The sequence below is a fragment of the Methylobacterium guangdongense genome, assembly GCF_038442355.1.
GTDB lineage: Bacteria > Pseudomonadota > Alphaproteobacteria > Rhizobiales > Beijerinckiaceae > Methylobacterium > Methylobacterium guangdongense.
In genome coordinates, this window is record NZ_JBBXMX010000001.1 from 16,510 (window position 1) to 30,483 (window position 13,974).

12 protein-coding genes are annotated in these 13,974 nt (G+C 71.1%); 9 read left to right on the forward strand and 3 right to left on the reverse strand.

Annotated elements, in window-relative coordinates; translation table 11 throughout:
• Positions 1 to 87: 87 nt before the first annotated feature.
• Genes AAHG09_RS00065 through AAHG09_RS00105 form a run of 9 tightly spaced genes read left to right on the forward strand, consistent with a single transcriptional unit; the run spans position 88 to position 8,991 of the window.
• Positions 88 to 213, forward strand: coding sequence for a hypothetical protein (locus AAHG09_RS00065; RefSeq protein ID WP_342104258.1), 126 nt, complete (start codon positions 88 to 90; stop codon positions 211 to 213).
• A gap of 11 nt (positions 214 to 224) precedes the next feature.
• A complete protein-coding gene (locus AAHG09_RS00070) occupies positions 225 to 314 on the forward strand; it encodes a K(+)-transporting ATPase subunit F (RefSeq protein ID WP_020091582.1) in 90 nt (29 codons plus the stop codon).
• A 24-nt stretch (positions 315 to 338) separates the two neighbouring features.
• Positions 339 to 2,054, forward strand: coding sequence for a potassium-transporting ATPase subunit KdpA (gene kdpA, locus AAHG09_RS00075; RefSeq protein WP_342104260.1), 1,716 nt, complete (start codon positions 339 to 341; stop codon positions 2,052 to 2,054).
• A 1-nt stretch (position 2,055) separates the two neighbouring features.
• Positions 2,056 to 2,247, forward strand: a complete 192-nt coding sequence (locus tag AAHG09_RS00080; RefSeq protein ID WP_342104263.1) for a hypothetical protein — start codon at positions 2,056 to 2,058, stop codon at positions 2,245 to 2,247.
• 56 nt (positions 2,248 to 2,303) lie between these two features.
• On the forward strand, positions 2,304 to 4,394 hold the full coding sequence (gene kdpB / locus AAHG09_RS00085; RefSeq protein ID WP_342104265.1) for a potassium-transporting ATPase subunit KdpB: 2,091 nt from the start codon (positions 2,304 to 2,306) through the stop codon (positions 4,392 to 4,394).
• A gap of 22 nt (positions 4,395 to 4,416) precedes the next feature.
• Positions 4,417 to 5,022, forward strand: a complete 606-nt coding sequence (locus tag AAHG09_RS00090) for a K(+)-transporting ATPase subunit C (protein ID WP_342104267.1) — start codon at positions 4,417 to 4,419, stop codon at positions 5,020 to 5,022.
• Positions 5,023 to 5,041: 19 nt separating this feature from the next.
• On the forward strand, positions 5,042 to 7,759 hold the full coding sequence (locus tag AAHG09_RS00095) for a sensor histidine kinase KdpD (protein WP_342104269.1): 2,718 nt from the start codon (positions 5,042 to 5,044) through the stop codon (positions 7,757 to 7,759).
• Entirely contained in the window at positions 7,756 to 8,484 is a 729-nt protein-coding gene (locus AAHG09_RS00100) for a response regulator transcription factor (RefSeq protein WP_342104271.1), read from the forward strand. Before AAHG09_RS00095 ends, AAHG09_RS00100 begins: the two co-directional genes overlap by 4 nt.
• A 45-nt stretch (positions 8,485 to 8,529) precedes the next feature.
• Positions 8,530 to 8,991, forward strand: a complete 462-nt coding sequence (locus AAHG09_RS00105) for a PTS sugar transporter subunit IIA (protein WP_342104274.1) — start codon at positions 8,530 to 8,532, stop codon at positions 8,989 to 8,991.
• Between the two features lie 25 nt (positions 8,992 to 9,016).
• On the opposite strand, the gene AAHG09_RS00110 is transcribed toward AAHG09_RS00105, so the two are convergent.
• Genes AAHG09_RS00110 through AAHG09_RS00120 form a run of 3 tightly spaced genes read right to left on the reverse strand, consistent with a single transcriptional unit; the run spans position 9,017 to position 13,913 of the window.
• Positions 9,017 to 10,357: an NCS2 family permease gene (locus tag AAHG09_RS00110; RefSeq protein ID WP_342104277.1), complete on the reverse strand. Its 1,341-nt coding sequence runs from the start codon at positions 10,355 to 10,357 to the stop codon at positions 9,017 to 9,019.
• Positions 10,354 to 13,092, reverse strand: a complete 2,739-nt coding sequence (locus tag AAHG09_RS00115) for a molybdopterin-dependent oxidoreductase (RefSeq protein WP_342104279.1) — start codon at positions 13,090 to 13,092, stop codon at positions 10,354 to 10,356. The genes AAHG09_RS00110 and AAHG09_RS00115 overlap by 4 nt, the downstream gene beginning before the upstream one ends.
• Positions 13,083 to 13,913 carry an FAD binding domain-containing protein gene (locus AAHG09_RS00120; RefSeq protein ID WP_342104281.1) on the reverse strand — a complete coding sequence of 277 codons (831 nt, stop codon included), beginning with the start codon at positions 13,911 to 13,913 and terminating at the stop codon, positions 13,083 to 13,085. The genes AAHG09_RS00115 and AAHG09_RS00120 overlap by 10 nt, the downstream gene beginning before the upstream one ends.
• Between the last annotated feature and the right edge of the window lie 61 nt (positions 13,914 to 13,974).

The window sequence follows — 13,974 nt, forward strand, 5'->3', positions numbered from 1 at the left end:
TAATGCGATCCTTAGACCGACGCCCCCGGACCGCGCTCGAACCCTAACGCGGTTTGCGGCCATTCTCTCCGTCGGCCAAGGCCGGTCGTGGAGCCTCCGCGGCCGGTCCGCCGGACCGGACAGACCACCATGCTCGACATCCTCTTCGTCGCCGGGGCGCTCGCCTTCTTCGCGACTTCGGCCGGCTACGCCGCCCTCTGCGACCGGCTCTGAGGGAGGCCGCCGTGACCCTCGACCTCGCCCTCGGCGCCTGCGTGACCGCGGGCCTCCTCGTCTACCTCACCTACGCCCTCGTCCGCCCCGAGCGGTTCTGAGCGGCCCCGCAGGACCCCCTTCCCATGACCCTCAATGGCTGGATCCAGATCGCGCTCTACTGCGCGGTCGTTCTGGCGCTCGTGAAGCCCCTCGGGTCGTACATGACCCGGGTCTTCACCGGTGAGCGCACTGTCCTCTCGCCCGTGCTCGGCCCCGTCGAGCGCGGGCTCTATCGCGTCTCGGGTATCGATGCCCGTCAGGAGCAGCACTGGCTCTCCTATACGGGCGCGGTCATCCTGTTCCATGTGCTCGGCTTCGCGGTGCTGTACGCGATCCTGCGCCTGCAGGCCGTCCTGCCGCTCAATCCGGCGGACCAGACCGCGGTGGCGCCCGACCTCGCGTTCAACACGTCGGCGAGCTTCATCACCAACACCAACTGGCAGTCCTACGGCGGCGAGACCACGCTCTCGTACCTGTCGCAGATGCTGGGGCTGACGCACCAGAACTTCCTGTCGGCGGCGACCGGCATCGCGGTGGCGGTGGCGCTGATCCGCGGGTTCGCCCGCGCCTCGTCCGGCACGATCGGCTCGTTCTGGGTCGATGTGACCCGCGCGACCCTCTACGTGCTGCTGCCGATCTGCATCCCCTACACCCTGTTCCTGGTCTGGCAGGGCATGCCGCAGACGCTGGCGCCCTACGCCGACGTCACGACGCTGGAGGGCGCCAAGCAGACCATCGCGCTCGGGCCGGTGGCCAGCCAGGTGGCGATCAAGATGCTGGGCACCAACGGCGGCGGCTTCTTCAACGTCAACGCCGCCCACCCGTTCGAGAATCCGACCGCCCTGTCGAACTTCGTCCAGATGGTCTCGATCTTCGTGATCGGCGCCGCGCTGACCAACGTCTTCGGCCGTATGGTCGGCGACGAGCGGCAGGGCTGGGCGATCCTCGGCGCCATGGGGATCCTGTTCCTGGCGGGCGTTTTCGTCACCTACTGGGCCGAAGCCCAGGGCAGCGCGGTGCTCGACAGCTTCGGGCTGACCGGCGGCAACATGGAGGGCAAGGAGACCCGCTTCGGCATCGCCGCCTCGGCCCTGTTCGCGGTGATCACCACGGCGGCCTCCTGCGGCGCCGTCAACGCCATGCACGATTCGTTCACGGCGCTCGGCGGCCTGATCCCGCTGCTCAACATGCAGCTCGGCGAGATCATCATCGGCGGCGTCGGCGCCGGCCTCTACGGCATGCTGATCTTCGTGATCGTAGCGATCTTCGTGGCGGGCCTGATGGTCGGCCGCACCCCCGAATACCTCGGCAAGAAGATCGAGGCGAAGGAGGTGAAGATGGCCATGCTGGGCATCCTCTGCCTGCCGCTGATGATGCTGGGCTTCACGGCGCTCGCCACCGTGCTGCCGGCGGGGCTCGCCGGCCCGGCCAATGCCGGCCCGCACGGCTTCACCGAGATCCTCTACGCCTACACATCGGCGGCGGCCAACAACGGCTCGGCCTTCGGCGGGCTCACGGCCAACACGCTGTTCTACAACAGCACCCTGGCCATCGGCATGCTGGTCGGCCGGTTCTTCGTGAAGATCCCGGTGCTCGCCATCGCGGGCTCGCTCGCGGCCAAGAAGACGGTCCCGGCGTCGGCCGGTACGTTCCCGACCCATGGCGGCCTGTTCGTCGGGCTCCTCGTCGGCGTGATCCTGATTATCGGCGGCCTGACCTTCTTCCCATCCCTGGCGCTCGGCCCGGTGGTCGAGCACCTCGCGGGGGCTGCCGGCCAGACCTTCTCGACGGGGGGCTGAGATGCCGCGCGCCCTCCCCGCCCGGCGCCTGCCGCGCCATCACCTCGTGCTGCATCGGCCGCCGCCCCGGCGTGGCGGCCCGCAGCCGGTGCGGACCTCCGATCTCGTGCTGGCGCTCCTCGGCGTCGTGCTGCTCGGCGGCTTCGCCCTCCTGGCGGCCTACGCCCTGACCAGCGGCATGCTGGTCCACTGAGCCCGACAGCGCCCGGCGCTCTGCGCCGGGCCCCCGCATCCCTTCGGACACCATCCATGTCTCGTCAGACGACGTCCCTGTTCAGCCCCGCCCTGGTCGGGCCGGCCCTCCTCGGCTCCATCCGGAAGCTCGACCCCCGCGCCATGATCCGCAACCCGGTCATGTTCGTGGTCGAGGTCGTGGCAATCCTCACCACGATCCTGTTCGCCCGCGACCTGATCACCGGCGGCAGCGACCTCGCCTTCTCGGGCCAGATCATCCTGTGGCTGTGGTTCACCCTGATCTTTGCCAACTTCGCGGAGGCGCTGGCCGAGGGCCGCGGCAAGGCCCAGGCGGACAGCCTGCGGCGCACTCGCACCGAGATGACGGCCAAGCGCCTCACCGGGCAGGGCCGAAATTACGAGAGCGTGCCCGGCACATCGCTCAAGGTCGGCGACGTCGTCCTCGTCGAGGCCGGCGACCTGATCCCCTCCGACGGCGAGGTGGTCGAAGGCGTCGCTTCGGTCAACGAAGCCGCCATCACGGGTGAATCCGCCCCGGTGATCCGCGAATCCGGCGGCGACCGTTCGGCGGTGACCGGCGGCACGCAGGTGCTCTCGGACGCGATCAAGGTCCGCATCACCGCGGCCGCGGGATCCACCTTCGTCGACCGGATGATCGCCCTGGTCGAAGGCGCGTCCCGTCAGAAGACCCCGAACGAGATCGCCCTCAACATCCTGCTCGCCGGCCTGACCCTCGTCTTCGTCTTCGCGGTGGCCTCGATCCCGAGTTTTGCCAGTTACGCCGGCGGATCGATCCCCGTGATCGTCCTCGTCGCCCTGTTCGTCACCCTGATCCCGACCACGATCGGGGCGCTGCTCTCGGCGATCGGCATCGCCGGCATGGACCGGCTGGTGCGGTTCAACGTGCTCGCCATGTCGGGCCGGGCCGTCGAGGCGGCGGGCGACGTCGATACGCTGCTCCTCGACAAGACCGGCACGATCACGCTGGGCAACCGGCAGGCCACCGAGTTCCGGCCGGTCAGGGGCGTTTCCGAACAGGAGCTGGCGGATGCCGCCCAGCTCGCTTCGCTGGCCGACGAGACGCCCGAGGGCCGCTCGATCGTGGTGCTCGCCAAGGAGAAGTACGGCATCCGCGCCCGCGACATGGCCGGCCTCAACGCCACCTTCGTGCCGTTCACCGCGCAGTCCCGCATGTCGGGCGTCGACCTGGAGGGCGCCTCGATCCGCAAGGGCGCGGTCGATGCGGTGATCACTGCGCTTTCGGGCCAGCCCCTGCCGAGCCGCGGCTCGAACGCCGCGCTGGCGTTCCAGTCGGCTGCTGAGAGCCAGGCGGCGATCGAGATCCGCGCCATCGCGGAGACGATCGCCAAGGCCGGCGGCACGCCGCTGGCGGTGGCCCGCGACGGCCGGCTGCTCGGCGTCGTCTATCTGAAGGATATCGTGAAGGGCGGCATCCGCGAGCGCTTCGCGGAGCTGCGCCAGATGGGCATCCGCACGGTGATGATCACCGGCGACAACCCGATGACGGCTGCGGCGATCGCGGCCGAGGCCGGCGTCGACGACTTCCTCGCCCAGGCCACCCCGGAGGACAAGCTGGCCCTGATCCGCAAGGAGCAGGCGGACGGCAAGCTCGTCGCCATGTGCGGCGACGGCACCAACGACGCCCCCGCCCTCGCCCAGGCCGATGTCGGCGTCGCGATGAACACCGGCACGGTGGCGGCCCGCGAGGCCGGCAACATGGTCGACCTCGACAGCGACCCGACGAAGCTCATCGAGATCGTCGGCATCGGCAAGCAGCTGCTGATGACCCGCGGCGCGCTCACGACCTTCTCGATCGCCAACGACGTCGCGAAGTACTTCGCGATCATCCCGGCGATGTTCCTCGGGCTCTACCCGCAGCTCCAGGCGCTCAACGTGATGCATCTCGCCTCGCCGCAGAGCGCCATCCTGTCGGCGATCATCTTCAACGCGCTGATCATCGTGGCGCTGATCCCGCTGGCGCTGCGCGGCGTCACCTACCGGGCCGTCGGCGCCGCCGCGCTGCTGCGCCGGAACCTGCTGATCTACGGGCTCGGCGGCGTCCTCGTGCCGTTCGTCGCCATCAAGGCGATCGACCTCGCCGTCAGCGCCCTCCACCTCGCCTGAACCGGTCCCTCGGAGACCCACCATGCTCAGACAGTTTCGCCCTGCTTTGGTCCTGCTCACCGCGCTGACGGTGATCACCGGCCTCGCCTACCCCCTCGCCATGACGGGCCTCGCCGGGGCAATCTTTCCCGCCAAGGCGGCCGGCAGCCTGATCGTGCGCAACGGCACGATCATCGGCTCGAGCCTGATCGGGCAGAATTTCACGGGGGCCGGCTATTTCCACGGCCGCCCCTCGGCCACGACGGCGGCTGACCCGGCTGATGCCACCAAGACGGTGCCGGCGCCCTACAACGCGGCCAATTCCTCGGGCTCGAATCTCGGTCCGACCAGCGCGGCGTTGGCCGAGCGGATTAAGAGCGACCTCGAGGCCCTCAGGGCCGAGAATGCCGCCGCGCCGGTGCCGGTCGATCTCGTCACCACCAGCGGCTCCGGCCTCGATCCGGATATCTCCCCCGCGGCCGCCGACTTCCAGGTGCCGCGCATCGCCAAGGATCGCAGAATCGACGAGGATCAGCTGCGCGCGCTGGTCGCGTCCCACGTCGAGGGCCGCACGCTCGGCCTGTTCGGGGAGCCGCGCGTCAACGTGCTGGCGCTGAACCTCGCCCTCGACGATCTCGCGCGTCGCTGAGCCGCGTTATAGGGGACCCATGCCCGAGACCGGCCGCGACCCGAACCGCCCCTCCCCCGATGCGCTCCTCGAAGCGGCGCGCCGGGAGGAGCGGATTCGCGGCCGGCTCAAGGTCTTCCTCGGCGCCGCGCCCGGCGTCGGCAAGACCTACGAGATGCTGACGATCGGCCGCGCCCGCCTGAAGGCCGGAACCGACGTGGTGGTGGGCGTGGTCGAGACCCATGGCCGCGCCGAGACGGAGGCCCTGCTCGACGGGTTCGAGACGATCCCGCGCCGGTCCGTGCCGTATCACGGCACCGTCCTGCAGGAGATGGACCTCGACGCGCTCCTCGCCCGCCGGCCGGCGCTGGCGCTGGTGGACGAACTCGCCCACACCAACGCCCCGGGCTCGCGCCACCCGAAACGCTATCAGGACGTCGAGGAACTGCTCGATGCCGGCATCGACGTCCTGACGACGCTGAACATCCAGCACGTCGAGAGCCTGAACGACGTGGTGGCGTCGATCACCCGGATCCGCGTGCGCGAGACGGTGCCCGACGGGGTTCTCGACCGAGCCGACGATATCGAGGTGGTCGATCTCAACCCCGACGACCTGATCCAGCGCCTGAAGGACGGCAAGGTCTACGTCCCGACCAACGCCGAGCGCGCCCTGAAGCACTACTTCTCCCGCGGCAACCTGACGGCCCTGCGGGAACTGGCGCTCCGGCGGACGGCCGACCGGGTCGACGACGAACTCCTCAGCCACATGCGGGCCAACGCCATCGCAGGCCCCTGGGCGGCGGGCGAGCGCGTGCTCGTCTGCGTGAACGAGGACGCGAGCGCGTCGGGCCTCGTGCGCTACGCCAAGCGCCTCGCCGACCGGCTGCACGCCCCCTGGACGGCGCTCGTGATCGAGGGGGCCCGCGCAGCCTCGCTCCGCGAAGTGGAGCGCGACCGGATCGCCGAGGCCCTGCGGCTGGCCGACCGTCTCGGCGGCGATGCCGTCACGCTCCCGGGCGGCCGGCGCATCGCCGACGACGTGCTCGACTATGCCCGCTCGGCGAACGTCAACCACATCGTCGTGGGCAAGGCGACCCGATCGTGGCTGTTCGAACTCGTCAACGGCTCGGTGGTTCACGATCTCATCCGTCTCAGCGGAAACATCAGCGTCCACGTCGTCCGGGGCGAGGCCGTCCCGGACGAGGCGCAGCCCCGGCGCGCCATCACGGTGGCGACTCCGCGCTCCAGCTTCGACATCCGTCCCTACGCGGTCGCGATGGCGGCGATCGCCACGGGGCTCGGAACGGCGATTCTCGCGCAGCCCTATGCGGGCGTCGAGAATGCCGACCTGTTCCTGCTCACCGCCGTCGTGGCGGTGGCGGTGCGCTGGGGGCTCGGGCCGGCGCTCGCCGCGGTCGTGGCGGCCTCGCTCGCCTACAATTTCTTCTTCCTGCCGCCGGTCTACACGCTGACCATCGCCGATCCGACCAACGTCGCGGCCTTCCTGCTCTTCACCCTGGTGGCCGTGCTGGTCTCGAACCTCGCGGCCCGGGCCCGGCGGGTCGCGGTGGTGAGCCAGGGGCGGGCCCGGGCGACGGAGCGCCTGTTCGGCTTCTCGCGGAAGCTCGCCGCCTGCGGCACCCTCGACGACGTGCTGTGGGCCACCTGCGCTCAGGTGGCGGCGATGCTCAAGGTCCGCGTGGTCCTCCTCCTGCCGGACGGCAAGGCCGTCACCGTCCGGGCCGGCTACCCGCCCGAGGACATGCTGGAAGCGGCGGACGTGGCGGCGGCCCAGTGGGCCTTCGACAACGATCGCCCGGCCGGCCGCGGCGCCGACACGCTGCCGGGGGCCAAGCGGCTGTTCCTGCCCATGCGCACGGGGCGCGGCACGATCGGGGTGATCGGCCTCGACGCGGACGGGACCGGGCCGATCCTGACGCCGGAGGGGCGCCGCCTCCTCGACGCCCTGGCTGACATGGGCGCGCTTGCCATCGAGCGGGTGCGCCTCGTGGAGGATCTCGACCGGGCCGAGCGCGCGGCCGAGACGGACCGCCTCCGGCAGGCGCTGCTCACCTCGATCAGCCACGATCTGCGCACGCCGCTGGCCTCGGTGCTGGGTGCCGCCAGCACGCTGCGCGACCTCGAAGACGCCCTCCCCCCGGAGGCCAAAGCGGAGCTCCTCGGCACCGTCATCGAGGAGGCGGAGCGCCTGAACCGTTTCATCGCCAACCTTCTCGACATGACCCGCCTGGAGGCCGGAGCGGTCGCGCCGAATCTGTCTGCTCAGGATGTCGGCGAGATCGTCGACACGGCCCTGCGGCGGACCCAGAAGGTCCTGGCCGGTCACCGCGTCGTCGTGGACGTCGCCCCGGAGCTGCCGACGCTGGCGCTCGATCCGGTCCTGTTCGAGCAGGTCCTGGTCAACCTCCTCGACAACGCCGCCAAATATGCGCCGGAGGGTTCGGCCGTGACGGTCCGGGCCCTGCGGGAGGGGGCCGACATGCGCCTCACCGTGCTCGACGAGGGCGACGGTCTCCCGGAGGCCGACACCGAACGCGTATTCGACAAGTTCTACCGGGCCCGGAAGGGGGACCGGGTCCGGGCCGGGACCGGGCTGGGCCTCGCCATCGCCCGGGGCTTCGTGGAGGCGATGGGCGGGACGGTCACGGCCGCGAACCGGTCCGATCGCCGCGGGGCCTGCTTCACCATCGCCCTGCCGGTCGCGGCCCGGTCCGCCGCGAGGGACATCGCCGCATGAGCCCGACGATCTTGGTCGTCGACGACGAGCCGCCGATCCGCAAGCTGCTGCGCATGGGCCTGTCCACGCAGGGCTATGGCGTGCTGGAGGCGTCCGACGCCCGGACCGCCCTGACGCTGCTCGGCCGGGAGGCGGTGGCCCTGATCATCCTCGATCTCGGGTTGCCCGACATGCGCGGCCACGAGCTTCTGCGCGCCGTGCGGGCTCAGTATCCCGACCTGCCCGTCGTGGTGCTGTCGAGCCGCGACGACGAGGCCGGCAAGGTCGAGGCGCTCGATCTCGGGGCGAACGACTACGTCACCAAGCCCTTCGGCATGGCGGAGCTTCTCGCCCGCCTGCGTGCGGCCATGCGCCATCAGCTCGCCGCCCGGGGCGAGCGCCCGGTGTTCCGCGTCGATCGTCTCTCGGTCGACCTCGTGCGACGGATCGTGAGGGTGGACGACGCCGAGGTGAAGCTCACCCCGCGCGAATATGATTTCCCGCGCGTGCTGGTCCTGCACGCCGGCAAGGTGCTGACCCACGCGCAACTGATGCGTTCGGTCCCGGCCTCGTCCGATCCGCAGTACCTGCGGGTCTATATGCGCCAGCTCCGCCAGAAGCTGGAGGCGGACCCCGAGCGCCCCCGGATCTTGCTCACCGAGACCGGCGTCGGCTACCGCCTGCGGGCGCCCGACGATGAGCCCGCGCACCGGCCCGGAGAGGCCGGCAGCGCGACGGCGCGATGACCGGAAAAACCTTGCGATGCCAGCCTGCTTGCGACCCCTACCGCGATGACCATCGACGACATCCTCGCGCCGGCCGATGCCCTCCTGGGCTTGCGCGCCGCGAACAAGACGGCGCTCCTCGACGATCTGGCGTGCCGCGCGGCCGGGACGCTCGGCATCGACGCCGCCACGATCCTGCCGGCCCTGCTCCGGCGCGAGGATCTGGGTTCGACGGGGATCGGGGACGGTATCGCGCTGCCCCATGCCCGTCTCGACGCTGTGGAGCGCCCGCACGGGATCCTGGCCCGTTTGCGCGATCCGATCGATTTCGACGCCGTCGATGACCGGCCGGTCGATCTGGTCTTCCTCCTGCTGCTCCCCGCGGCCACAGAGGGCGAGAACCTGAACGCGCTCGCTTGCGTGGCACGCCGCCTGCGCGATCCCGAGGCGGCCGCCGCGCTGCGCCGTGCCCGCGACGCCCGGGCCCTCCATGCCGCGGCGAGCGGACGGACGTTCACCGAGGCCTGAGATCGCCCGCCGACGGGGCGGACGGTCAATGCACTCCGCCCACGACGACGAACTTGAACAGGAAGAGCGCGGCGATCACCCAGACCACCGGCTTCACCTCCCGCGCCCGGCCGGCGAGCAGCTTCAGCGCCGCGAAGGTGATGAAACCGCACGCGACGCCCATGGCGATCGAGAAGGTGAACGGCATGAGCAGCGCGGTGACGCAGGCCGGGATGACCTCGGTGCGATCGTCCCAATCGAGGTCGGCCAAGTCGCGCAGCATCAGGCAGGCGACGTAGAACAGCGCCGGCGCGGTGGCGTAGGGCGGTACCGCGGCCGCCAAGGGTGCGAAGAACAGGCAGGCGAGGAAGAGCACCGCCACCGTCACGGCGGTGAGCCCGGTGCGACCGCCCTCCTCCACCCCGGCGGCGCTTTCGAGGTACGCGGTCGTGCTCGACGTGCCGAGCAGAGAGCCCGCGAAGACCGATGCGGAATCCGCCATCAGCGCCCGGTCGAGGCGGCGCATCCGGCCTTCGGTGAGCAGGCCCGCGCGGTTGGCGACGCCCATCAGCGTGCCGGTGGCGTCGAACAGCTCGACCAGGAACAGGACGAGGATCACGTTCAGCAGGCCGCCCGACAGGGCGCCGGGGATGTCGAGGGCGAGAAGCGTCGGAGCGATCGAGGGCGGCAGCGAGACGACGCCCTGAAAGGTGTTGCCCGCCACGGCGAAGCTGAGGATCGTGACCGTCAGGATGCTGGAGAGCAGCGCCGCCCGCACCTTCCTGGCCGCCAGGACCGCGACCATGAGAAAGCCGATCACCGCCAGAACGACCTCGGGCTTGTGCAGATCGCCGAGGGTCACGAAGGTCGCCGGGCTCGCCGCGACGAGTCCGGCATTCTTCAGCGCGATGATCGCGAGGAACAGGCCGATCCCCACCGTGATGGCGATCCGCATGGAGCGCGGGATGCCGGCGACGATGATCGCCCGCAGGCCCGTCAGCGTGACGATCAGGAAGCACAGGCCGGAGATGAACACCGCCCCGAGGGCAGCCGGCCAGGAGAAGCCGAGGCCCTGCACCACCACGTAGGTGAAGTAGGCGTTGAGCCCCATCCCGGGCGCGAGGGCGATCGGATAGTTGGCGTAGAGGCCCATGATGGCGGAGCCCAGCGCCGCCACGAGGCAGGTCGCCACGAAGACGGCGCCCCGCGGCATGCCGGCATCGGCCAGGATGCTGGGATTGACGAAGACGATGTAGGCCATCGTCAGGAAGGTGGTCAGTCCCGCCAGCAACTCGGTGCGGACGGTGGTGCCATGCTCGGCGAGCCGGAAGGTGCGTTCGAGGAGGCCCCGCGCCCGGGGAACGGCTGGGATCGTGCCGTGTTTCATCCGGTCTTCCCGTGCAGGGCGGCCGCGACGGCTTGGTAAATCCGGTCCGGTGCGAACGGCGTCGCCGTCAGCCGCGCCCCGGTCGCATCGCGGATCGCGTTGCCGAGGGCCGCCGCGACCGGATTGTAGGGCGATTCGCTCATCGATTTGGCCCCGAGGGGTCCGACGCTGTCATAGGTCTCGGCGAACAGGACCTGCGTGTCCGGCACGTCCGCGCAGGCGGGGATGTGGTAATCGCGGAAGGCCTGCGTGATCACCCGGCCCTCTGGGTCGAGGCGGACCTCCTCGTAGAGCGCGGCACCGATCGCCTGCGCGACACCGCCCTCGACTTGGCCCCGGCACTGCATCGGGTTGACGACCCGCCCGGCATCGGCGGCGTGGACGCTGCGCAGGATGCGCACCTCCCCGGTCTCCGGACGCACGGCCACCCGGAAGGCCTGGACGTTGAACGACACCGAGCGCGGGCTGCCCTCGGCACGCCCATCGGCTTCGAGCGGCCCGAGCGCGGCGAGCGGGATTCGGCCGCGGGGAGTCTCGACCGCGGCGCCGGCCAGCTGGCAGGCCTCGGCCGCCGAGTCGGACAACGCGGCCGCCCGCGCACGGATCTGCCCTTCCAGGGCCCCGGCGGCGCGCAGCACCGCGAGGCCGCCGACCACGGTACCGGTGCTGCCATAGGCGCCGGTGTCGTGGCCGACCGCGTCCGTGTCGGCGCCGAGGACCCGCACGCGCTCGGGGTCCGTGCGCAGCGCAGAGGCCGCGATCTGCCGATGCACCATGCGGGTGCCGTTGCCGAATTCGGCGGTGCCGACCCGGACGATGTAGGTGCCGTCTGCGTCCAGGCTCATCCGGGCGTCGGCGAAGTGGCCCCGGGGCGGGATCGTGTCGATCATCGCCATCGCCATGCCGGTGCCGACGCGCCAGCCGGGCTCCGGCTCGAGCCCGGGATCGTCTCGCAGCGCCGTCTCCACCAGATCCAGGCATTGGTCGAGCCCGTAGCTGCCGAAGACTACGTCGTGCGGCTCCAGGCTGCTCGACACCATGGCGTCGCCCGGCCGAACGGCGTTGCGGCGGCGCAGAGCGAATGGATCGATCCCGAGGCGGCGGGCGACCTCGTCCAGGGCGGATTCCAGTGCGAAGACTGTCTGGCTCAGGCCGTAGCCCCGGAAGGCGCCGGCCGGCACCGTGTGGGTGTAGACCGCGCGGCCCGCGACCCGCTTGTTCGGGCAGCGATAGGCGGCCAGCACCTCGTTGCAGCCGTGGTGGATCACGCCGCCCGCATGATTGCCGTAGGCCCCCGTGTCGGACAGCACGTCGAGGTCGATCGCCGTGAGCGTCCCGTCCCGGCGGGCACCGACCGTGACGGTCACCTGCATCGGATGGCGCGTCGTGGTCGCGATAAATTGCTCCTGCCGGGTCAGCTCCCAGCGCACCGGCCGGCCGGTGCGCAGCACCGCCAGGGCGACGAGATCCTCCGTCAGCATCTCCTGCTTGCCGCCGAACCCGCCTCCGACACGCCCGCAGACGACCCGCACCGCATCCCGCTCCAGGTCGAACAGGTCGCACAGGGCATCGCGGGTCAGGAACGGCACCTGGCTGCTGGTCCGCAGCGTCAGGCGGCCATCGGGATCACGCCAGCCGACGCAGCCATGGGTCTCCAGGGCGGCATGCTGGACACGCTGCGACAGGAAAGTCTGCGTGTAGACGTGGTCGGCCGCGGCGAGCCCAGCCGCGACGTCGCCGACCTCGCCGTGAACCTCCGCGGCGAGATTCGGGTGGCGATCCAGCGGCGGCGCATCGGCACCGGGTCGGTCGCGGGGATCGTGAACCCGGGGGGCATCGGCTTCGAGGGCGCGGCGCGGATCGAGCAGCGCGGGCTGCGTCTCGTAGGTCACGCGCAGCGCGCGGCATCCCGCCTCGGCGGCCGCCTCGGTCTCGGCGATCACCGCGGCGACCCGCTGCCCGACGAAGCGCAGGATCGGATCGAGCACGCGCGTGTCGGCGGCGTCGTCCCGGGGATCCTGATGGCGGCCGGTCGAGAAGCGGCACGTCGGCGCGTCGGCGTGCGTGAGGATTGCGACGACGCCGGGGATCGCGCGGGCCGCCGCCGTGTCGACCACAACGACGCGGGCATGGGCGTATGGCGAGCGCAGCACCTTCAGGTGCAGGGCGTCGCCGGTCGGCAGATCGAGGGTAAATGGCGCCCGCCCGGAGACCACCGGCGCCGCATCCGGTGCCGGGACGCTCTGCCCGACCGGGTCGGTCCCAGTCTGCGTGTGCGCCACATGGCCGATGCCCGCGATCGCGTCGCGGATCGCCCGGTAGCCGGTGCAGCGACAGAGGTTTCCCTTCAGCGCAGTGTCGAGATCCCGCCGCTGGCCCTGATCCAGACAGGCGGCGGTCATGATCATGCCGGGCGTGCAGAAGCCGCACTGGAAGCCCTGCGCCGCCAGGAAGGCCGCCTGGACCGGGTGGATCGCATCGGCGTCCGCGTCGCCCGGTCGAGAGGGGCCGGCAAGGCCCTCGATGGTGGTCACGGTCCGGCCCTCGGCACGAAAAGCCGGGATCAGGCAGCTATGCACCGGTGCCCCATCGAGATGGACCGTACAGGCGCCGCAATCGCCCGCGTCGCAGCCCTTCTTCACGCCGAACCAGCCGGCCTCGCGCAGATAGGTGCGCAGGCATTGGCCCGGCCGCGGCTCGGCCGCGTGCCGGGCCCCGTTGATCGTCAGCTGCATCGGCCACCCTCCCCCAGGGCGTCGCGGATTTCCTGAGCGAGGAGATGCGTGACGTGGCGCCGCCAGTCGGGCCGGCCATGCACGTCGTCGTGATAGAGCGCATCGGGAATCGCGGCCGTGAGGGCGTCGGCCAAATGCGCGTCGCCGGGCGGCGCTTCGAAGGCGAGGCGGATCGGCCGGCGAACGGCGGCCGTCACGGTGAGCGCAAAGGCGCCGCGCGCATCCCGCGTGCCGATCAGCAGCGCCCCGGACCGGCCGGCCGGGCTGAGACTGATGCGCCGGAAGGCTGTCTGCCGCGTCAGGGCTTCCGCCGGGACGTGCAGGCTGCGCAGGATCTCGCCGCGGCGCAGGGCATTGCGCTGCGGACCGAGCACGAAATCGCCCGCCGGCAGCGCCCGCTCGGTCCCGTCCGGCGCCCAGATCCCACACCGCGCTTCCAGCGCCACGGCGAGCGCGATCATCGGCCCGGCCGGCAGGGCAAGGCAGAGATTGCCGCCCACCGTCGCGGTGTTCCAGATCTTGAAGGAGCCGAGCAGGGCGCGGCAGCATTGCCCGATCAGCGGCGCCGCGCTCCACGCGGCCGGGAGGTCCAGCCGGTCGAGCTGCGCGAAGGTGCAGGTGGCCGAGAGCGTCAGGCCACCCGGCCCGATCGCGTGCGGGGGCCAGCCGAGACCGGCCAGATCGACCAGGCGACGTGTCGCCGGCTGCGGTTCGGAGAACAGCCACGTCCCGCCCGCCAGCCAGGCATCGCCGTCTTGCCAGTCGGGCAAGGCGAACCGGCCTTGCGGCCGGAGAACCGCCTCGACGGTGTTGAGATCCATACGGCTCACCGTCCGGAAGAATGGAGACCCTCAGCCTCGCACTATGCGTGCCGGTCCGCCG

What these genes read in the sequence shown, in the direction of transcription:
- kdpA (WP_342104260.1), top strand. Translation starts at nt 339, where the DNA reads ATGACCCTCAATGGCTGGATCCAGATCGCGCTCTACTGCGCGGTCGTT.
- AAHG09_RS00080 (WP_342104263.1), top strand. Translation starts at nt 2,056, where the DNA reads ATGCCGCGCGCCCTCCCCGCCCGGCGCCTGCCGCGCCATCACCTCGTG.
- kdpB (WP_342104265.1), top strand. Translation starts at nt 2,304, where the DNA reads ATGTCTCGTCAGACGACGTCCCTGTTCAGCCCCGCCCTGGTCGGGCCG.
- AAHG09_RS00090 (WP_342104267.1), top strand. Translation starts at nt 4,417, where the DNA reads ATGCTCAGACAGTTTCGCCCTGCTTTGGTCCTGCTCACCGCGCTGACG.
- AAHG09_RS00095 (WP_342104269.1), top strand. Translation starts at nt 5,042, where the DNA reads ATGCCCGAGACCGGCCGCGACCCGAACCGCCCCTCCCCCGATGCGCTC.
- AAHG09_RS00100 (WP_342104271.1), top strand. Translation starts at nt 7,756, where the DNA reads ATGAGCCCGACGATCTTGGTCGTCGACGACGAGCCGCCGATCCGCAAG.
- AAHG09_RS00105 (WP_342104274.1), top strand. Translation starts at nt 8,530, where the DNA reads ATGACCATCGACGACATCCTCGCGCCGGCCGATGCCCTCCTGGGCTTG.
- AAHG09_RS00110 (WP_342104277.1), bottom strand. Translation starts at nt 10,357, where the DNA reads ATGAAACACGGCACGATCCCAGCCGTTCCCCGGGCGCGGGGCCTCCTC.
- AAHG09_RS00115 (WP_342104279.1), bottom strand. Translation starts at nt 13,092, where the DNA reads ATGCAGCTGACGATCAACGGGGCCCGGCACGCGGCCGAGCCGCGGCCG.
- AAHG09_RS00120 (WP_342104281.1), bottom strand. Translation starts at nt 13,913, where the DNA reads ATGGATCTCAACACCGTCGAGGCGGTTCTCCGGCCGCAAGGCCGGTTC.